This is a genomic window from Fibrobacter succinogenes (genome assembly GCF_902779965.1).
Lineage (GTDB): Bacteria > Fibrobacterota > Fibrobacteria > Fibrobacterales > Fibrobacteraceae > Fibrobacter > Fibrobacter succinogenes_F.
On record NZ_CACZDK010000016.1, the window covers coordinates 38,855 to 59,668 of the forward strand.

Genomic DNA, 20,814 nt, shown 5'->3' on the forward strand with positions numbered 1-20,814 from the left:
ACTAATATCTAGTAACTAGTAACTATGAACTAGTAACTATGAACTAGTAACTCAGAACCATTTAATTATATTATATAGCGATGCAAAAAATCCTTTTTGAAAAATTAAAAGAGGCTTTTGCCTCCGTTTTGCCCATCACGCTTATTGTGTTGCTGGTTTCGCATACTCCGCTTGTCTCTTTTTCGGTGAAGGAGCAAGTTGTTTTTTCGATAAGCGCTATTTTTTTGATTGTGGGAATTGGTCTGTTTAACTTGGGAGCGGACCTTGCCATGACGCCGATGGGGGCGTATGTGGGTTCTGGCCTTACCAAGTCGCGTAGGCTTTTGTTGCTTGTTTCGGTGTGCTTTGTGATGGGCGTTCTCATTACGGTGGCGGAGCCGGACTTGTCCGTGCTGGCAGAACAGGTGAAAAATGCCGTGCGGCCGATTTTGCTGATTTCGACAATTGGTGTGGGTGTCGGGATTTTTTTGCTCCTTGCGATTTTGAAGATTGTATTCAAGAAAGACCTTTCGCTGATTATCATTTTCTTTTATATGGTGCTGTTCATGCTCGGCATGCTCATGGTGTCTGTCGGGCGGAATGCCTTTGTGCCGCTTGCGTTTGATTCCGGTGGCGTGACGACGGGACCGATTACAGTGCCGTTTATCATGGCGCTTGGCGTGGGTGTAGCAGGTGCGATTGGCGGTAAGAACGCATCGGAAAATAGCTTCGGCTTGATTGCTCTTTGCTCGGTAGGGCCAATTTTAGCGTTGATGGGCTTGGTCGTTTTTTCGAAGGGCGATTTGACTTATGAACTTTCGACTGCGGCGTATTCTATTGAAGCTAGCCTTGGCGAACACTTTTTGCCGGTGGTGCTGACGGTTGCAAAAGAAGTTTTTATTGCGCTTGCGCTGATTGTTGCTTTCTTTGGAGCTTTGCAATGGACAGTGCTTAAACTCCCGATGGTAAAACTTGTACAGGTGGGTGTCGGGATTTGCTATACGTTTATTGGGCTTGTCATTTTCTTGACCGCTGTAACGGTCGGATTTATGCCGATTGGTTTTGAAATCGGGTGTGAGCTGGCGAAACGGCCGCATGCGCTTGTGACGGCGGGCTTTATCATTGGCATGGTGGTGGTGCTTGCAGAACCGGCGGTGCATGTGCTCAACAAGCAGGTCGAAGAAGTGACGGGCGGCCTTGTGACAAAGTGCTCCATGCTTATTGCGCTTTCAGTGGGCGTCGGCATTTCGATTGGGCTTTCGATGCTCCGCATTATTATCGGGTTCCCGATTATTTATTACCTGTTGCCCGGTTACTTTATTTCACTTGGCCTTTCGTTCTTTGTGCCAAAACTTTATACCGCGATTGCTTTTGACTCTGGTGGTGTGGCAAGTGGTCCCTTGACTTCGAGTTTTATTTTGCCTTTGGCGATTGGCGCCTGCTCCGTGATTCACGACGGCGGCGATTCGATTTTGAATTACGCGTTCGGGATTGTGGCGATGGTCGCGATGACTCCGCTCATTACGATCCAGGTGCTTGGCTTCAAGGCGATTGTGGCAAGACTTTGGCGCAACAGAATGATGATGCGTCGCTTGCAAGATGCTGATGACGAACAAATTATTGACTTTGTGTAGAGGCGATTATGGTTGAAACTGTGAAAAAAGTTTTGAAAAGAAGTACGCCTCAGAAGGTCCATTCTAAGGTCTCGATGAATCGTCTCAAGATTCTTGTGACTACGGTGATGCGCTCGAAGGCCGACTTTTATATGGACTACATCCAGTCTTTTGGGGCGAATGTGCAGTTTGTTCTTTATGGGCATGGCACGGCTCCGCGCGAAATCTTGACAGCGCTAGGACTTGCGGACCCTGAACGTGCCGTAATTGTGAGCATTATTGGCGAAGACCATGTGCCTGCTGTTTTGGAATGCCTTGAAGAAAAATTCAGGACCATTGTAAATGGAAAAGGAATTGCTTACACGATACCGATGTCGAGTGTGATTGGCAAGTCCGTATTTAACTTTTTGAGCGACAACCGTTCCCAGGTGGGGAGAGGATAATCATGAAAGCGAATACACATGAATTAATTATTTGCATTGTGAATAACGGATTCTCCGATACCGTGATGGAAGCTGCAAAGGACGCTGGCGCTCGCGGCGGTACGGTCTTGAACGCTCGCGGAACGGCAAACAAAGAAGCGGAATCGTTCTTCCATATTGCAATCCAGCCAGAAAAGGAAGTGGTGATGATTCTTGTGCCGTTGAACGTGAAAGATGCTGTGTTGCATGCTTTGTACGAAAAAGCAGGCCTTGATACGATGGGGCAGGGAATTGCGTTCGCGCTCCCGGTCGATAACGTGGTTGGGCTCACGCCGTGGAAGGTGGAGCACAAAGCACCAGAAGAAAAGAAGTAGAGAGTACAGTCACTGGGTTGGGCTAAAGCCCCAACTCTTTGGCTCGGTTATAAAAATGAGTAAACTCATTTTTGCAACGCTCGCCTTCTGAGTTGTCTTCAGGCTACGCCTTTCAGGATGACGTTTGGCGTTACACCTTTACATTGAAGTATTCGATTTCGGGGTGGCTGATGTAGAGACCGCTCACAGAGGCTTGCGGGTACATGGCTCCATTTTCGGTGAGGCTGATGCCTACGCTGCCAAAATCGATGAGCTTTGCAATGTTGAAAATTTCCTTGATGTTCGGGAGCACGGGGTAACCAACGGCCGGGCGGATGCCCTTCCAACCGTTGTTGCGTTCGAGTTCCCGGCTCAAGTATTCTGCGCCTGCTTCGGCGAGGCGGTCGGCAACGGTCTGCATGAGGAGAACGTCGTAATCGCTGCCGCCCTGTTCGGCTTTCAGCTTTTCTAAGCGCTTGACGAAGGTATCGCTCATGGTCACGGCGAATGCGCCCACGATGTCGCGGAAAACGTCCTTGCCTGCAGGGGAGGCGAAAACGCTTGCGGTGTTTGCGTTTGCGGGGGCGATGTAGTCGCAGAGTGCAAGGCAAGTGCCTTCGGGGTTCTGCTGGCGTGCGGTTGAAACTTCGACGAGGTCTGCATCGGTGCCTGTGCGGCCCGTGTTGAAGATGACGGAGTTTTCAGTACCGGCAGCAGGGTAGAATGCTTGAACAGCGCGGAGGGAGTATTCGGGCTTTGTGAGCGACTTGATGAGCGCTTCGGCATCGGCCTTGAGCTTTTTCGCTTCTTCTTCTTCGGGCTTGATTTTCCAAGTGAAGAAGAAGTATTCCCAGCTGATGAGCGGGATAATTTTTTCGATAGGAATCGGCGGGAGCTTGCTTTCGCCCATGAACGGCGGTTCCACTGGCTGGTACTTGCTCCAGTCGCATTTGTAGCGGCGTTCTTCCGGCGTGGAGGTTGCTGCGGCCATGGCGTTAGCAGCTTCGGTCTTGATGCCGTTTTGCTTGTCGCGGATGCGTTGCTGCTCTTCGCGGTTTTCTTGAATCGTTTGTTCTCGTGTGGCGGGGTCCAGCAATTTCTGGGCAAGGCCCGGATTGCTAGCGGCGTCGCGCACATGGAAAACAGGACCGTCATAGCACGGAGCGATTTTCACGGCGGTATGCGTAGGCGAGGTGGTGGCGCCACCGACGATAATTGGAATGCGCTGACCGGCGGCCTGCATGGCCTTTGCAACCGTGCACATTTCTTCGAGAGACGGCGTGATAAGACCGGAAAGGCTCAAGATATCTGCTTTGTTTTCAATTGCGGCCTTGACAATCACATCTTCAGGAACCATCACACCGAGGTCTACCATGTCATAGCCGTTGCAAGCCATAATCACGGAAACGATGTTCTTGCCGATGTCATGCACGTCGCCCTTGACGGTTGCGATGACGATTTTGCCGCGACTTGCGGCGTTTGCGTCTTTGCCGGCTTCGATGTAAGGCTGCAAGATTTCCACGGCCTTCTTCATGGTTCGTGCGGTTTTCACCACCTGGGGCAAGAACATCTTGCCTTCTCCGAAGAGACGGCCCACTTCGTTCATGCCGTCCATCAGCGGGCCGGAAATGATTCCGACGGGGCTGTCGCCACGGTTGATGAGTTCCATCAAGTCGGGTTGAAGCGTTGTAGAAGTTCCCTTGAGGAGAGCTTCTTGCAAGCGTTCTTCGGGCGTGGTGGGCTTTGCTTCGGCGGCTTTTTCGTTTGCGTCGCTCGTTGCGGAACCTGCGCCGGTGCTCATCGCGAAAATGGCCTTTGGATCGTACTTGGCGCCGGTTTCTTTGGCTTTGGCCTGGGCGGCTGTCATGCGGCTTGCAATTTCAATCAAGGCTTCGCTAGCATCCGGTTCCGTATTGAAAATCACTTCGGTAATTGCCATGCGGAGTTCGAGCGGAATCGTCTTGTATTCGATAATGGCGCTCGGATTCATGATCGCCATGCCCATGCCGTTCGGGATGGCGTAATGCAAGAATGTGGTGTGCATGGCTTCGCGCAAGTAGTTGTTGCCGCGGAATGCAAAAGAGAGGTTCGAAAGACCGCCCGAAATGCGCACACCGGGCAGGTTGTCCATAATCCAGCGGACGGCACGGATAAAGTCTATGGCGTAGGCGTTGTGTTCCGCCATGCCGGTAGCGACCGTCAAAACGTTCGGGTCGTAAATGATATCGGATGGATCAAAGTGAAGTTGCTTCACCATGATATCATAAGCGCGGGACGCAATTTGTACGCGGCGCTCGTAGTTGGTGGCCTGGCCTTCTTCGTCGAAGAGCATCACGATCACGGCGGCGCCGAGGCGCTTCACGGTGAGCGCGTGTTCGATAAAAGCCTTTTCGCCCATCTTAAGCGAAATGGAGTTCACGATGCTCTTGCCCTGGATACACTTGAGGCCTTCTTCGATGACTTCGAAGCGGGAGCTGTCGACCATAATAGGCACGCGGCTTACAGCCGGGTCGGAGGCGATCAAGTTCAGGAACGTGCGCATTTCGGCGGTCGCATCGAGGAGGCCGTCGTCCATGTTGACGTCAATGACGTCGGCGCCGTCATCGACCTGCTTACGGGCGATGTCGAGCGCTTCTTCGTAATTCTTCTCGTTGATGAGACGCAGGAACTTCTTGGAGCCCGCGACGTTGCAACGTTCGCCGACCTTGGCGAAGTCCTCGGCGTTGCAGCTGTCGGCGCCGTTGCTCGGACGCACTTGGTCTTTGAACAACGGTTCCAGACCGGCGAGGCGGAGACGCGGACAAGTGACATACTTGGGCGCGGGTTCGCGGCGCTTGTAGTCAGCCGGGAGTTCGTCGAGCATCTTGCGCATGGCGGCGATATGTTCCGGAGTCGTACCGCAGCAACCGCCAATCATGTTCACGAGCTTGTCATCCAGATAAACTCGCATCAGGCGGACCATGTCTTCGGGCGTATCGTCGTAACCGCCGAACTGGTTCGGAAGGCCTGCGTTCGGGTGGCAGCTGAGGTAGCACGGGGCTACAACGCCCATGCGGCGGAGGTACGGCACCATACCGTCTGCACCGAGACCGCAGTTGAGGCCGATGGAAAGCGGATGCATGTGCATCACGCTCACGGCAAATGCTTCGACCGTCTGGCCAGAAAGCGTACGGCCGGAGGCGTCGCTTACGGTCATCGAAAGCATCACTTCGATCGGCTTGATTTCAGCTTCGGGAGTGCCTGCTGTTTTGGCGGCGGCGATTCGTGCTTCGTTCGCCTTGCTGTAGGCGCTGAGGGCGGCCTTGGCGTTCAGCGTGTCAAAAATCGTTTCGATGAGGATGGCGTCGACGCCTTCTTCCATTAAGACTGTGATTTGTTCTAAATACGCATCTTCAAGTTCGTCAAAAGTGATGGCGCGGCTTGCCGGGTCGTTCACGTCGTCGCTCATGGAAAGCATCTTGCTTGTGGGGCCGACGTCACCCAGAATGTAGACCTTGCGGCCGTACTTCTTGAAGCCTTCTTCGGCGGCCTGCTTCGCTATCTTCACGGAAGCACGGTTCATTTCCGCGATGCGGTGTTCCTGATGGTATTCGTGTTGGCTCACGCGCTGGCTTGAGAACGTATTCGTGGTGAGGCAATCTACGCCTGCATCCACGTAACGACGCTGGATGTCGAGAATGATGTCGGGCTTTTCGATGGAGAGCATATCGTTGTTGGCGCCCTTGATCCCGTAAGTCTGGATAACAGAGCCCATGCCGCCATCGAGCAGCATCATCTTTGATTCGAACGCTTCGCGAAGAGTCATTTTATTTCCGTGTTTAAAATTCGAATTTATGCGTATATTTGTTTTTATGCATAAAAATAGAAAATGCTAGGACGGTTGTCACTAGCAATGAACCCATAATACCCTAAATTACATATTCCTAGTGAATGGGAAGGTCTTTAAAAAGTTACAATGAAAAAGCGATGCGGGTGACTTATAACTACTTAATTAGTATAGATTTGCACTCATGAATATCGTCATTTATGCGCTTTTTGCTCTTTCTGGTTTTGCGGGTCTCATTTACGAGGGGTCGTGGGCTAGGTACCTTAAACTTTTCCTCGGACATTCGAGTTACGGTCAGGTGCTCACGCTCTGCATTTACATGGGCGGGCTTGCGATTGGCAGTTTTGTCGCGGGCAAGCTTGTGGAGCGTGTGAAGCGTCCGCTGCTCGGGTATGCGGCGGTGGAGCTTGCTATTGGTATTGGTGGGTTGATTTACCACCCGATGTACATTTGGATCACGGATTATTTTTACGATTCGAATTTTGTGGCGGGGTTGAGTTCGCGCGGAGCGGAAATTTTGAAGGTGGTGCTGGCGACGGGTTCGACGCTACCGATTGCGATTGCAGTGGGCATGACGTTCCCGTTTATTGCGGCAGGTCTCATGCGCAAGAGCGGTGCCGAAGTTTCGCTCCCGATGCTTTACTTTACGAACAGCCTCGGCAGTGCAATTGGTATTTTGTTCACAAGCTATACGCTGATTCCTGTGCTGGGTAACCATGCAACTTTGTGCGTAGCGGCTTCGATTAACTTTTTGCTGGCGGCGATTTTCTGCTATATCGGCTATACGGCACCTTCGACGCACGAAGAAGAACTTGAAGAAGAAGGGGTTGGAGCGCTGGCGACTGCTGGCGGGGATGCCGTTGAATCTCGTGAAAATGCAAATCGTACGGAACCTCTTAATGAAGACTACGTGGCGGAACACAAGCTTGCGATGCCGCCGAAGAATATGTGGTTCTGGATTGCGGGGATTACGGGACTCACTTCGTTTGTCTATGAAATCGTGTGGATTCGTTTGCTCTCGCTGTTGATGGGCTCTTCGAGCCATAGCTTTGACCAGATGCTTTCGGCGTTCATTTTAGGGCTTGCAATTGGCAGTGCCGTGAGCGGAAAGTTGTTGAAGAAGGACTCGCTCGTGGTGCTTTCGCTCGCGCAGATTTTCATGGGATTCTTTGCGCTTTGCACGCTGTATTTCTACAAGCCGTTTTGGGAAGGCATGAATGTCGCGAACCAGATTTTCAATACAACGAATGACGGTTATGTTTGCTGGAGCATCTTCAAGTATGCGCTTTCGATTTTGTGGATGGTACCGACGAGTTTCTTTGCGGGCATGACGCTTCCGCTGATTACGCTGATTTTGACGCGTGCGTTCAAGAGCGAAGCCCCGATTGGCAAGGTGTATGGCTGGAATACGGTGGGTTCGATTCTCGGTTCGGCTGGCGGTGGACTTTTGCTGTTGCCGCTTATGCAGCTCAAGGGCTCGCTTGTGCTTGCGGCTGTGCTTGACTTTATGATTGGCTTTATTTTGCTCGTCATTTATCGCAAAAAATTCCGCTATAGCGTGCTCTTTTATGTGATGACGGCGGTGATGATTTTGCCTTCGTTCTTTGTGAATTTTGACCCGCACATGATTACGTCGGGCGCTTTCCGCGCTTACAAGAATTTGCACCCAGACGAGAAGATTGTGGTGCGTGATGGTAAGACGGCGACAATCAGTTTCCATGAATCCGATGTGCATTACTATGTGAAGACGAACGGCAAGGCCGATGCGAGCATGAGCAAGAATCGTGAACGCCCGATTGAAGGCGATGAGCTTACGCAGGCGGCGACCGCGTTTATGCCGATGGCGATGAAGGATAAACCGTACGATGCCGCAATGGTCGGATTTGGCAGTGGCATGGGCGCGCATTATTTGCTCGCAGACCCGCTGGTGCGCGATTTTGACTGCGTGGAAATCGAAGAAGAAATGATGAATCTCGCTCGCGGATTTTATCCGTGGAACGCTCGCGGCTACGATGACCCGCGCATCCATATTTTCATTGATGACGCACAGACGTTCTTCCTCACGAATCGTCGCAAGTACGACTTGATGATTAGCGTGCCGAGTAACCCGTGGGTGAGCGGTGTTGCAAGCTTGTTCAGCCATGAATTTTACACCAAGATGCGCCGCTACATGAAACCGGGCGGACTTTGGGTGCAGTGGATCCAGACGTACGAATTCAACGACTTGCTGTTCCTCAACATCTTGAAGGCGCTCGACGTGACGTTCCCGTACGTGAGTTTGTACAAGGCTCCTGAAGAACCGGACATCATCATTGTCGCCAGTGACGAGCCGGTGATGCAGCGTGCAATTGGACGTTTCAGCACGGATTCAACGCTTGTGAAGGAATTCAAGCGCATCCATCGTGATCCGGATTTCTTTGGCGAACAGAATTTCTTGTTTACATCCAAGATGGTGAAATCGCTTTTGGATGGCGTGGAACCGAACAGCACGTTCATCCCGATGGTCGATAACAAGGCCGAGGAGGCTCGCTTCGTGCATTCGAACGCGCGCATTGTGCAGGTGTTCGACAGCTGCGAAATTTGCTGGCCGGAATATTTAGACTCGGCGGATTATGCGTTGCGTCGCCCGATGAAGGTGCAGTCCATGCTTAAGGCAGGAACGGACAAGTATCGCGAACGCGCGCTGTTGGCGTATCTTAAAGAAGTGAAAAAACGCAAAAAGGCGTTCGATGGCATTTCGGCGATGCTTGCGGTGAATGGCGACGATTCTGCGACAGCTTCAGAAAATGATGCTGATTCCGCGGCAGTCTCTTCCGCGGTAGCTTCGGTGACGGTTACGGTAGCTGGTGAAGAAAAAGCAGCAGATTCAGCAACGGCGGCGAATAGCCTCGTGCGTCCGAAATTCAAAGTGGATGAAACTTCTCCGGATTGGAAAAAGTTCCGCGAAGAATATGTGGAATGGATGCGTGGCATTCCGATGGAAGCTCGCGATACGAACAAGGTTTACGTTAAGGTGCGCAAGCTTGTGAATGCGGGTGCGCTGCCGGAATCGTTCGTGGATGAGTTCAACATTATGGAAACGGCTCGCACCAAGAATTACAGGCTCGCTGCGGAATATGTTGCGAATTTCTACGAAAAGTACGAAGTTGCTGCGATGGATGAATTCTTCTTGCGCAATGCAATTCTCGTTGCTTTCCTTGCGCACAATCCGACGCTTGCTGACGTGCTCTACAAGGAAGCGATCAAGCCGCACGAAGAATTTGCCCCAATCGAGAAACTCCTCATCCAGAAGGAAATCCCGAGAATCCGCAGAAAGTAGGTGGGTTGTCGCGAAAATTGAAAAAACATCGTTTTTTACGTAAAAAACGATTAAAATCAATCGATTTTTACGTAAAATTCTGTATAAATTAATCAAAAATCGTGAAAAGTCCTCGCAATCGAGGATTTTTTTCATTTCATGTGCTGCAAAAATTGAATTTTGGGAGGTTTTGTAGTGTGTTTGATGGCAAAAAATGCTTGATTGCTGGAAAATATTACATACAACGTTGAAAAATTACGTAAAAAACTATGAAAAAGGAAAATTTCTTACGTAAAATCAGTCCTTTTTCGAAAAATTCTTTTTTTTCAAAACAAAAATCGCAGCAGTTCATGTCGCGTTTGTGGCGCGTCTTGTAATCCTGAGCAAAAGGTGCGCATCTTGTCATTCATGAAACTTAACTGGATGTTTCACCCTGCGGGTTCAACATGACGAAAGAGCTGGTACTCAACATGATGAGGGTGCAGACCTTTGGCTTTCAACATAATATGACGTGAGTGTGGACCTTTGTCTTTCATCTGAGCATGACGAGTGCATAAAAACAAAAGGAAGCGACCGGCGCTTCCTTTTTGCAATTAATAACTGTTGACTAAATCAATTAGAACAGGAACGAAATGCCTACGTTGGTGTAGAATGTAAGGAGTGTCGATTTCATGAAAGATTCTTCGACGGTCAAACCCTGATTCAAAAGGTTTGTGAAACTCTGGAACACTCGAATGCTCATGTGGAAATTTCGTGTGAACATGTAGCCGCCTTCGATGGCGAGACCCAATTCCATATTTGCCGGACGGAAGGTATTTGTGCTCTTGTCGGTGTTTCCGCTTACAACTCCACCTTTGGCTTCGGAACTGAATTCAGCATCGCCGGTAAGTACAAGCCCTAGGCTTGGTCCTGCAGCGACAAAGAAGTCGTATTGGTCGAACGTATATCGGAGCATAAGGGGTATTTCAAATAACATAACGTTCATGTGAGCTTTGTTTGTGTAAATTTCCATGTCCTTTTCGTAACCGTAGTGACGATAATTGAACGTAAGCTCGGGAACAAGGCTAAAGTTCTTGGTGAACATCGAAATCTTGATGATGAGGCCTGCGCCTACGTTCCAGCCCGCACCCCATCCGTCGGAATTTGAGCCGAGGAATGTGTTGAAGCCGCCTTGCAAACGTGCTCCAAGGAACACAGACTGCGAAAATCCTTCACTACGCTGCTTGCTAATTTCGGAACGCGATGTAGTCTGCGTCTTGTATCTAGCGTATGCGCTTGCGTATTCTTCGTCGTTTGCAAATTCGCTGTCGTTTGTTCCGTCGTAAGAGCTGGAGTTGTTTTCGCTGGTAGCGGGTCTGGGAGAATCGACAGAAACCCATTCGTCATCATCGGAACTTTGAGCGAATGCACTTGTGGTAAGTGCTAAAACCATGGACGCGAGTAAGCAAGATTTTCTTAAAAGCATGGCGAAATTATAACAAAACGTGGAGGTTCAACGACTTAAAAATATTTTAATACGAGTGAAATAACGAGAAAAAAAAGTTTACAGAGAGAGAATCGCGTATAGATGACCGCAACAGCGTGGATATTGGGAATAATTGTCTCTATTCCGTCCCGCGGATCTCGTTTTTATCGACTGTAAACTTTGGTTTACGTTTAAGAACGGTGCTTTGGGGGGATTATGGGGTAATTGTGGAATGATGGTCATTAAGCCCGGGATTGCAAGTTGCCTTCCCGTTTTTTGGTAAGTCCAAATTTCTCAAGACTGTATCTTCATGATACGGTTATGGCGGAGGTATGGTTGATGATACGCGTGAACAAATATAGTCGTTTTACCGCTTAAATTTTTTTTCCTTAAAATGTTTTTTCAAAAAAATTTATTGTAAATTAATGATAAAAGTTGTTTGAAATTTCAAAGAATAATCACAATTCAGGAAGGACTCATGAAAATGCTCGGTAAAACTTCATTTTCTGCAATTGCAGCGATGGCTGCATTCTCGATGGTGTCACTCACGGCTTGCAGTGACGATGCAGGAAGTAACCCCAATCCGTCGGCTGCGGAAATACAAGAAAAGTGCCGAAGGGAAGGACGTAATGAGCTTTGCCTTGTCGTTTCTGATAAGGGAAAAATAGAGTATTTTCAGAGCTATATGGACATAACCGATGCATTAGAAGAAAGAATGTCTAATGATTTTGCAGGGACCGATATTTCTGTTTATACGAGTGTAGATAGCGCTGGTAATGCTTGGGTTGAAAAACAATGCAATGCCGAAAATGAAGGTTCCGTTCTGGAATTCCGTTATTATCCCTATAAGTTTTCGTACGGATTATATTTCAAATGTTCTGCTAATAAATGGAAAAATGTGTCAGATGAAGATGCTCATTGTCCTGCGACTGCTGAAATAGGCGATATCTGCGATGGCGAGACTTTTGTCCATGGCTTTGGAGGTTCGATAACGCCTATCTATATTTATACATCGTCGGGCTGGACATGGTTTAACTCTTCTTCGATGGGTAATTTTTGCAGAGCCGTTGTTGTTCCGTTAAATCAATATGGTGATTCAAGAACTCCTTTTGCGACATTGATTCTTGATTCCGATACGGATCATCCTAAATACCAATTCGCCCGTTTTGATACTGATAGTCTTGAAAAGTACATGTCTGGCTACTGTGATGTTAAATGGGACTGGTCTGGCTGTGATATCGAAAATGGAGAAGTCTGTGTAGAACGTTCCCGCATTTACATAAAGTCTAATGGTGAATGTGACGAAGATAAAACTATTATGACAGAAAGTAGTGTTTCTACAAAGTTAGCTAACATGTATATCACGGAAACATGCGATGCTGCCAATAATGGCAAGCTCGCGACTGTCGTAGATTCGATTGTTTTCCCGAACGGTCAGGTGCTCAAGCAAGAATTGCAGTACCAATGCGATTCTGACCTTGAACGCTGGAATTTGATGGATTAAAATGCTGAAACGTCTGCTGATTCGGCTGCGGCGGCGGACTAACGCGCTTTTTTTAAGAACTTTAAGCTCCGGGATGGCTGAACGCCTTCCGGGGCATTTTTGTTTAAAAAAAAACGTATTTTTGTTTATAATTTTTATTTTTTTTTAAATATTTTTTTTAAATTGCTGAAATTTGCTTAAAAAAGCCATTTTTGTTTTTAAAACAATGTTGCGATGCTTGGCGCGTTTTTTTATTTTTATGATCATGAAGCCTGTTACCGAATACAAAGATTATCGCGAATATTTGTTGGATTACTATCACGAACGAAAGCGCTGTTCCGCGTTTACGTGGCGCGAATTTGCAAAATTGGCGGGGTTTGCTTCGGGGGCGCATTTGAAACTTGTTTGCGATGGCAAGATGCGGCTTCGCGAAGAAGGGGCGAGAAGAACGGCTCGGGCAATGAACTTACCCGAGTTTGAGCGGGATTATTTTGTCTTGATGGTGCGTTATGAACGGGCGAAAACTGATCTCGAAAAGAAGAAATGTTTTGAAGAAATGCAAGCGCTCTGTGAAGCCAACCGTGTGAAAATTCTCGGAAGCGAACTTTACACCTACTACGAAACGTGGAAACATTCTGTTGTCCGTGAACTTGCTGTAGCGATGCCGGGGGCGAAACCGAACGAAATTGCTAAAGTGTGCAAACCCCCGATTTCTGCAGCGGATGTCAGTGAAAGTTTAAGCTTTTTGATGAAAGCAGGGTTTTTGACGCGTGATATTAAGGGGCATTACCACCAGACGAATCAATCGCTTTCAACGGGACGTTTGAATGTCGTTGCGGTGGCCGTTCATTCGTTGTTGCGCCAGATGGGTGAATTTGCGCTTAATGCTTTGGACAAATTGCCTATTTCGGAACGAAATTTTAGCGGCATTACCATGGGCGTGTCTGCGGAAGGCTTTGCGAAAGTTGCTGAAGAACTTGCCCAGTGTCGCAAACGCATTGTGTCGATTGTCTCTGAGGACAAGAATGTGGAAAAAGTTTGCCGTTTGAACATGCAACTTTTCCCGCTGACGGAAAATATTTGCAATGGCGCTTCTGTAAGAGTTAATCAAAAATAAATTGAGTTTAAACGAGCGAGAGAAAATATGAAATTTCTGTTTTTATTTTCAATTATAGCTTTATTTTTTGCCTGCTCCGAAAACAATATGGCAGGTGGCACAAGCGAAGAAGCCGAAGGCATTGTCGCGATTAAGGATCGCGAAATTGCAGGTGTAACGCAGAAGGGGCCTTTCTTGGTGGGGTCCTCGGTGACGATTCAGGAACTCGATGGAAAAACTTTAGTTCAAACAGGTAGAAGTTTCAAGACAAGCGTAAAAAGTAATTTGGGAGATTTTTCTGTCAAGAATGTGAATCTTGCTTCTCAGTACGCTTTGCTTGAGGTGAACGGCTATTTTCGTAACGAAGTTACTGGAGAAAATTCTGAGGGGATGATTTCTTTAAACGCCCTTACGGATTTGACGAATCGTAACAATGTCAATGTAAATGTTCTTACGCATCTAGAGACGGATCGTGTTCTTAATCTTGTTCAGAAACAGGGCATGTCTTTTGCAGATGCTAAAAATCAGGCTGAGTCAGAAATTTTTTCGTCGTTCGGTTTCACAAAAGATTGGCAATCTCCGGAAGATATGAATGTTTTTTCTGGAGAAGAAGATGGTTCTGATGCGTTGTTTGCTTTGAGTGTGCTGATGCTGGGGAATGGCTCTGTTGCGGACTTTTCTGAACGCCTCGCTTTGGCTGCTCGTTCTTTTGCAGAACGTGGTGAATGGCACGGCCCAGAAAAGGGCGAAGTTGCGGATTGGGCTTATCAACTTGAAAGTGAAGAATATAAGAAAGATGTAGAGCATACAATATTGTCAAAAATCTATGATAATGTGAATTCGTGGAATTTACGTGATGAACCGCCATACTTGTACGCTCCTTATATAAATGGTCTTCTTTATGTATTTTGGACAAAGGAATACAATCTTGGGCTGTGTGATAGAAATCATTCTGGAGATATGAAAAAAGTTACCAATATTCATAGCAAATACTATAATAAAGAGTTTGTGTGCTACTACAACAATGAATCCAGATGTACTGATGATGGTATTGGATGCCGGTGGTATTTGGCTGAAGATCCGTTTTTAATAGAATTGAATAACTAATAGGAGCTTGTTTATGAAATTTACAGTGTTTTCAACTTTATTTACGCTCGGAATACTCCTTTGGGCGTGCTCGTCAGAAAATGTTTCTGGTGGCAATGAAGCCCATGATGGAATGATTAACGGTGTCTCTCAGAAGGGGCCTTTCTTGGAAGGTTCTTCGGTTACGATGCAAGAACTTGACGAAAACTCGCTTGCGCAAACAGGCAAAAGCTTTAAAGGAAAAGTGGTAAATGACAGGGGCGATTTTTCTATCGAAAATGTGGCCTTGGATCATCCGTATGCTTTGCTTGAAGTGAACGGGTATTACCGTAATGAGGTTACCGGGAAAAAGTCAAATGGTTCAATATTCATGAAGGCTCTCGCTGATGTCAGTAAACAGCCGAAAGTGAATATAAACTTGCTTACGCATCTTGAATATGAACGAGTCCAGACTCTGATGGAACAAAATAATATGTCCATTGAAGAGGCAAAACAACAAGCGGATCGTGAAATTTTTGCAGCTTTTTATGCCGATGTCGATTATGACAAGGTTGAATATCTGAACATATTTGGAAATAGCGAAGGCGATGCTGCACTTTTGGCGATCAACGTTCTTTTACTTGGTGAAGAATCGGATGCTGGTTTCATGGAACGTTTTGCCTTGATTGGCCAAGATTTTGCTGCAGATGGCGTTTGGAATGATTCGTTACTCAAAATGAAAATTGCAGATTTTGCTTGCAACGCGAATCGTTCGGGAAAACTTGCGGAGATTCGTAAAAATATCGAATCGTGGAAAATTGCTGATGTCCCAGAATTTGAGCTTTATGTGAATCGTTTTTGGGAAAATCAGTATGGTCTTGGTAAATGCGATGCTTCGAATCTTGGAATGAGGAAATTATTTGTTGATGGTACAGAAAGCTCAGTTTTTCATGATTCTGCGTTTAAATGTAGTGAAAACGGATGGGCTCCTTATTCAAATAGTGAAGTCTATTCTAAATCAGTTACGGAGAAATGTACTGCAGAAAATGAAGGTGATGTCAAAGTTGTGTGGGAAGGAAACGACAAATACGGATACCAGACTTACAATAGGTGTGAACGCGGCTTATGGGTTCGTGGCGACATAAGCCTTACTTGCGATACCGCTGGCGTGCAGGTGGGGGACCTTTGCCGAAAAACTGGAAAGACAAACTTGTTCTTTGCAGCTGGAGGACTTTCTCCATCAGAAAGAGTATTCGCTTATGCAGGCGATGGTGTTTGGGAAGAATGTGACGGCTTGACCAAAATAACCAAGGAATGTACTACAGAAAATGAAGGAGACAAGGAAAGAATCGTTTATGGTCGTGATGATGACACGTTTTCGATGTATTACCAGTGTTCTAGCGACGGGTGGACTGAAATAGATGAGGCTACTTTTTACAACTGCGCGGATTCTGTCTCAGTTAGTGGAACTTGCTCGATTGAAATAGATGGAAAAATGGTTTACTATAAATACGATGATGGACCAATCGTGGTCAATGGCGTGTGGATGAATGGCGGTTGGGTGAAGTCCGGCTATGATCCTGAATTAGGTTTTTGTCCGGTGATTTATAAAACTTATGTTGTCTCTTGTGGGGAAGGTTCAGAATTTAGTTGTAAAGTTGACGAATATAATCAGCCCAAATTACGTGAATCAGGTTGGGTGAATTACTATTGCAGAGCTGGGCAATGGAAACAGTCGAATGTTGTGCCTCGGCAATATACGGATTCCCGAAAGGAAGGCTTGACGGATATGCAATACGATATCCTGGATTTGCCCAAAGAAGCAAAAGTTGGGGACCGTGTAGGTGGATTGCTGGAAACTTGCTGGTATGATGTAGAGCTTTATACGATAGCTGGTTGGGGTGTGTATGATTATTGCTTGTCTCGAAATTATTACCGCTATCGTGAAAATGGTTCTTGGACCTTGGAAACGCAGAGTGAATTTGAGGACTATTTATCTTCTGACCACTTAGGCTGTAATGCAGAAACAGAAGGCGAAAAGAGGTATTCGCTGCCGCGTAATGATAAACCCGGTGCGGTTTACCAATGCGTTTCTGGTTATGCCGAACCTGTCGAATATATCTTTAATCATTACGAAAAGAAATGAGTGCAATGTGTAAGAGTTTTTTTATTACATATAAAAAACGAATGTTTTTTACGCACTTGATTAAGTATTTTGTTGCAAATTAATTTTTGACATTACACTGGAGATGTGTTTATGTTTAATGGGAATCATGTTTGTGCGATTGCAGCGATGGCTGCAATTTCGATGTTGTCGCTCATTGCTTGCAGTGACGAAAATTCAGATATCACCGGTGTTTCGGGAGGATCGGCTCTTTCAAGTAGCTCTACACCTTTGATCGAACAGCCGTCGTCATCAAGTGAACAGGAGTTGTCTAGTAGCTCTGCGCCTTTTGTTGAGACGGAGTCGTCATCGGACGGATTCATTAATCTATGCGAACCTTTGATCGAGGGCGCGATTACTCGGTTTTGGGTGAAAGATGAAGGCGATAGATTGAAGGATGCTTGCAGCGAACCATTGACTGTTATTGGCGATGACATTTATGCAGAAGATTGCAATGCAAAGAATGATGGTCGTGTTTTGTCGCTGTGGAGCGGAAATCCCAAGTATGGTTACATGACTTATTACAAGTGTCAAAAAGACTCTTGGGTTAAAGGCGATATTAGCCTCACTTGTGATACTGCCGGCGTGGCTGTTGGAGACACTTGTGTTAAGCAATATTCGATAAACATCTTTCAGGCAGGGATGAACCCTACGGGTACGGTAGTGTCTTTTGTGTATAAGGGTGACGGCGTCTGGACTAAGGTCGAAACGGAAGATGTTCCTAATATAGGTGATATTAGCTCACGTGTGTATCGTTTGGAAGATGCGCATGGACTTCCTCTGGGTTATTCTATATGGACGTGTTTTATCAATACCGAAGAAGGCTGGGATAATATTGCTTATTTTGCAAATGTTCCGAATGAAATAACCAACGTCTGTGAAGATTATGCGATTATTTATAAAGCGTGTAATGTAGTGCGTCCTGCCTTGGGGGATACTTGCTCTTTTGAATCCGATGGAGAGATGCGCTACTATGTGTCCGTGAAAGCGAAAGAGGGTGAGGTGAATCAATGGCAAGAATTGCTAAGTGAAAACTAACCGCGCAGAATTGTAATTTTAGCTCTGGATGAAACCCTTCCAGGGCTTCTTTGTTTTATAGAAACTTGTTTTTGTTTTATTTTTTTGAAATTTTTTTTATTGAATTTTGTAATTGCCGAAATTTGATCAAAAACGCCATTTTTGTTTTTAAAATAATGTTGCGTTGTTTGGGGCGTGTTTTTATTTTATAAGAAGTTGCGGTATGTAAGAACTTTTTGCTTACAAAAAAAGTTCGAATGTGCTTTTGCGTTTTTAATTGGTTATTTTTATTATAAATTATTTTTGACATTACACTGGAGATGTGTTTATGTTCAATAGGAATCATGTTTGTGCAATAGCAGCAATGGCTGCGTTCTCTATGATGTCGTTTATTGCATGCGGTGACGATGTCGTAAATACTCCCAACCCTTCGACCGAGCCGGTTGCAGATGAACCTTCTGCGGATTCGGTTTCGACAAAAGGACCGTCAGCTGAGGAAATACAGAAAAATTGCCAAAGGGAAGGGCTAAATGAGCTTTGCCTTGTTGTTTCAAGTCCGGGAAAAGTAGAGTATTTTCAGAACGGTATGGACATAAACGATGCCTTGAAAGAAAAAATGTCAAATCATTTTGCTGGGACCGATATTTCTATTTATGTGAGTGTAGATAGTGCTGGTAATAGTTGGACCGAAAAACAATGCAATGCCCAGAATGAGTACAAGTTCTCGAGGCTTGGTTATTACTACCGCAATGAACGTTTCCTTAAACATTTGTCCTTCCAGTGTTTTAATGAGGGACGGTGGGAAAATGTAAAAGATGTTTCTGATAGATGTTCGGAAAATCCCGAATTAGGTGATATATGTGATTTAGGAACATTTTGTATTCAAAATGCACATTCCTGTACGCCCCTTGATGATAGGAATGTTTATACATCATTGGGTTGGATTTCTTTACCCACTTATTATGGACCCTTCCCAACGAAAGGCTTGTTAAATCCCGTAACTCATTTTTTAACATTAGTTCTTGATTCCGATACGGACCATCCCAAATACAAGTATGCCCGTTATGTTTATGAAGGAGCTTGTGCAGACAGGAAGGGTGGAGTTTGTGTAGAAGAATGGGGCTGGGATGGTTGTGATGTAGATCGTGGACAAAATTGTGTAGAAATTTTCCGCATTTACATAAAATCTAATGGTGAGTTCGATGAAGAACGTTCGTTCTTTTCGACAGCGCAAAAGGTTAATAAATTAAAGGAAAAACCTATAACGGAGACGTGCGATGCGGCTAGTGGTGGTAAACTTGCGACTGTCGTGGATTCGCTTGTTTTCCCGAACGGTCAAGTGTTCAAACAGGAATTACAGTACCAATGTGATTCAGAGAGTGAAAAATGGTGTGGGGTAAAACAAGATGTGAGTGCATGCGAAAAGCCGGATGCGAAGGTTGGCGATGTTTGTCCAATTACATATAGCGGACATGTCTCTTTGGGTGGCCCCTATCGCTTGATTTGCTATGTCTATACAGGAAATGGTTGGGTGGAAAAGGGCTCTGACGATTGGTATGCTCTTGGACAAAAAAGTTCTTGTGAAGAAATTATGAATGCTCCCAAGATTGAAACAGAATGCTCTTGGCATGATATGCAGAAAAAAACGGTAGATGGTGTGACTTATAGTTACATCTGCGAAAATCGTGAGTGGCTAGTATGGGATGTTCAGCGAATTGAATAAGCGTACCCTGATGGAAGGCCTGTCGATTCGCTGGTAACTACAGAATAGTTTGTTTGAAAAATAAAGGAGGAATTCCTATGTTTGAAAGGAAAGGTATCAGACTTCATTTTCCCACGGTAGCGGCATTGGCTGCTTTCTCGATGGTGTCTCACGGCTTGCATTGGTGAAGATGTTGCTTCGCCTTCGGGCGAATCAGTGGTTTCATCTGGAACATCTAGTGATTCCGTGCAAGTTAATATTGATGGAGGCGTTTATTCCTTCCCGGCTTGTAATGCGGAGCGCGAAGGATCTGTCGAAAAAATCTTTGTTGGAAATCCAAAGTATGGCTCTGAACGAAGCTTCATATGTGAACAGGGTTCCTGGAACGCAAAAAGTGCAAACGATATTGAGTGTAATCAAACCGATGCGAAAGTTGGCGATATATGCTCAATACATTATGCCGGATATCTCCCATTGGGAGGCCCGATTCGTTTGAGCTGCTATGTCTATACCGAAAAGGGGTGGACGTATAAGGGCTATGACGACTGGTATGATCCTGCATATGCTGGTACTTGTGAAGAACTCCTGAATGCGCCTAAGATTGAAACGGAATGTACTGATGGGGAAAGTGCTGAAAGAACGGTTGATGATAAGGTATATCATTATGCTTGTTCTTCGGGCGAATGGCAAATACATGATATTGAACGCCCTGTATTTGCAGACCCTGCCGAAATGCCGACAGATTCCGATGCGACGGCTGAATAACGTGCTTTTTTAAGTGCTTAGAACTTTGGGATGGCTAACTGCCATCCCTTTTCTTTCGCCTTACGCAAAATTTCTATCTTTTTGCCCGAAAAAAATAAAGGACAATTACTATGGCTAAGTATAATCCGCAAGAGATCGAAACCAAGTGGCAAGCCTACTGGGAAGAACATCAAACTTTCAAGACGGGCGAAGATAAGTCCAAGCCGAAGTATTACTGCTTGGATATGTTCCCGTACCCGAGTGGCGCAGGCCTCCATGTGGGTCACCCCGAAGGTTACACTGCAACGGATATCATTTGCCGCTACAAGCGTAGCCGCGGTTTCAATGTGCTCCACCCGATGGGTTGGGATGCTTTCGGCCTCCCTGCCGAACAGTACGCTATTCAGACCGGTACGCACCCGGCCATTACCACCAAGAAGAACTGCGACAATTTCCGCCGCCAGATCAAGCGCCTCGGCCTCTCTTATGACTGGAACAAGGAAGTCAACACCACCGACCCGAAGTATTACAAGTGGACGCAGTGGATTTTCAAGCGCCTTTACGGCACCTGGTTCGATGAAGACCAG

The 20,814-nt window shown here is 46.4% G+C and carries 14 protein-coding genes; 12 read left to right on the forward strand and 2 right to left on the reverse strand.

The annotated features are described in order from the left end of the window. Positions 1 to 80: 80 nt before the first annotated feature. Genes HUF13_RS08750 through HUF13_RS08760 form a run of 3 tightly spaced genes read left to right on the forward strand, consistent with a single transcriptional unit; the run spans position 81 to position 2,388 of the window. Positions 81 to 1,613: a DUF1538 domain-containing protein gene (locus tag HUF13_RS08750; protein ID WP_173474773.1), complete on the forward strand. Its 1,533-nt coding sequence runs from the start codon at positions 81 to 83 to the stop codon at positions 1,611 to 1,613. Between the two features lie 8 nt (positions 1,614 to 1,621). Beyond that, positions 1,622 to 2,035 carry a hypothetical protein gene (locus tag HUF13_RS08755; protein WP_173474774.1) on the forward strand — a complete coding sequence of 138 codons (414 nt, stop codon included), beginning with the start codon at positions 1,622 to 1,624 and terminating at the stop codon, positions 2,033 to 2,035. 2 nt (positions 2,036 to 2,037) lie between these two features. Further along, positions 2,038 to 2,388 (forward strand): P-II family nitrogen regulator, encoded by a 351-nt coding sequence (locus HUF13_RS08760; protein ID WP_173474775.1) that lies wholly within the window; start codon positions 2,038 to 2,040, stop codon positions 2,386 to 2,388. 130 nt (positions 2,389 to 2,518) lie between these two features. Here HUF13_RS08760 and metH read toward each other — a convergent pair whose 3' ends face one another. Continuing rightward, positions 2,519 to 6,172 carry a methionine synthase gene (gene metH / locus HUF13_RS08765; protein WP_173474776.1) on the reverse strand — a complete coding sequence of 1,218 codons (3,654 nt, stop codon included), beginning with the start codon at positions 6,170 to 6,172 and terminating at the stop codon, positions 2,519 to 2,521. 205 nt (positions 6,173 to 6,377) lie between these two features. On the opposite strand from metH, the gene HUF13_RS08770 reads away from it, so the two are divergent. After that, positions 6,378 to 9,512 carry a spermine synthase gene (locus tag HUF13_RS08770; RefSeq protein ID WP_173474777.1) on the forward strand — a complete coding sequence of 1,045 codons (3,135 nt, stop codon included), beginning with the start codon at positions 6,378 to 6,380 and terminating at the stop codon, positions 9,510 to 9,512. 595 nt (positions 9,513 to 10,107) lie between these two features. Here the strand turns inward: HUF13_RS08770 and HUF13_RS08775 are convergent. After that, on the reverse strand, positions 10,108 to 10,923 hold the full coding sequence (locus HUF13_RS08775; protein WP_173474778.1) for a porin family protein: 816 nt from the start codon (positions 10,921 to 10,923) through the stop codon (positions 10,108 to 10,110). A 511-nt stretch (positions 10,924 to 11,434) separates the two neighbouring features. On the opposite strand from HUF13_RS08775, the gene HUF13_RS08780 reads away from it, so the two are divergent. The 8 genes from HUF13_RS08780 to HUF13_RS08815 all read left to right on the forward strand — a co-directional run. Further along, positions 11,435 to 12,460 carry a hypothetical protein gene (locus tag HUF13_RS08780; protein ID WP_173474779.1) on the forward strand — a complete coding sequence of 342 codons (1,026 nt, stop codon included), beginning with the start codon at positions 11,435 to 11,437 and terminating at the stop codon, positions 12,458 to 12,460. A 244-nt stretch (positions 12,461 to 12,704) separates the two neighbouring features. Next, positions 12,705 to 13,556, forward strand: coding sequence for a TIGR02147 family protein (locus HUF13_RS08785; protein ID WP_304038989.1), 852 nt, complete (start codon positions 12,705 to 12,707; stop codon positions 13,554 to 13,556). Positions 13,557 to 13,583: 27 nt separating this feature from the next. Continuing rightward, the gene (locus tag HUF13_RS08790) at positions 13,584 to 14,642 is read left to right on the forward strand and encodes a hypothetical protein (RefSeq protein ID WP_173474780.1); all 1,059 of its coding nucleotides are present in this window, start codon (positions 13,584 to 13,586) and stop codon (positions 14,640 to 14,642) included. A 13-nt stretch (positions 14,643 to 14,655) separates the two neighbouring features. Beyond that, a complete protein-coding gene (locus HUF13_RS08795; protein ID WP_173474781.1) occupies positions 14,656 to 16,746 on the forward strand; it encodes a hypothetical protein in 2,091 nt (696 codons plus the stop codon). Positions 16,747 to 16,857: 111 nt separating this feature from the next. Continuing rightward, positions 16,858 to 17,802: a hypothetical protein gene (locus tag HUF13_RS08800; RefSeq protein ID WP_173474782.1), complete on the forward strand. Its 945-nt coding sequence runs from the start codon at positions 16,858 to 16,860 to the stop codon at positions 17,800 to 17,802. Positions 17,803 to 18,109: 307 nt separating this feature from the next. Further along, positions 18,110 to 19,504, forward strand: coding sequence for a hypothetical protein (locus HUF13_RS08805; protein WP_173474783.1), 1,395 nt, complete (start codon positions 18,110 to 18,112; stop codon positions 19,502 to 19,504). A 195-nt stretch (positions 19,505 to 19,699) separates the two neighbouring features. Beyond that, positions 19,700 to 20,248, forward strand: a complete 549-nt coding sequence (locus tag HUF13_RS08810) for a hypothetical protein (RefSeq protein WP_173474784.1) — start codon at positions 19,700 to 19,702, stop codon at positions 20,246 to 20,248. A 110-nt stretch (positions 20,249 to 20,358) separates the two neighbouring features. Beyond that, positions 20,359 to 20,814: class I tRNA ligase family protein (locus HUF13_RS08815; RefSeq protein WP_173474785.1), on the forward strand; the 456-nt coding region annotated here is incomplete at its 3' end.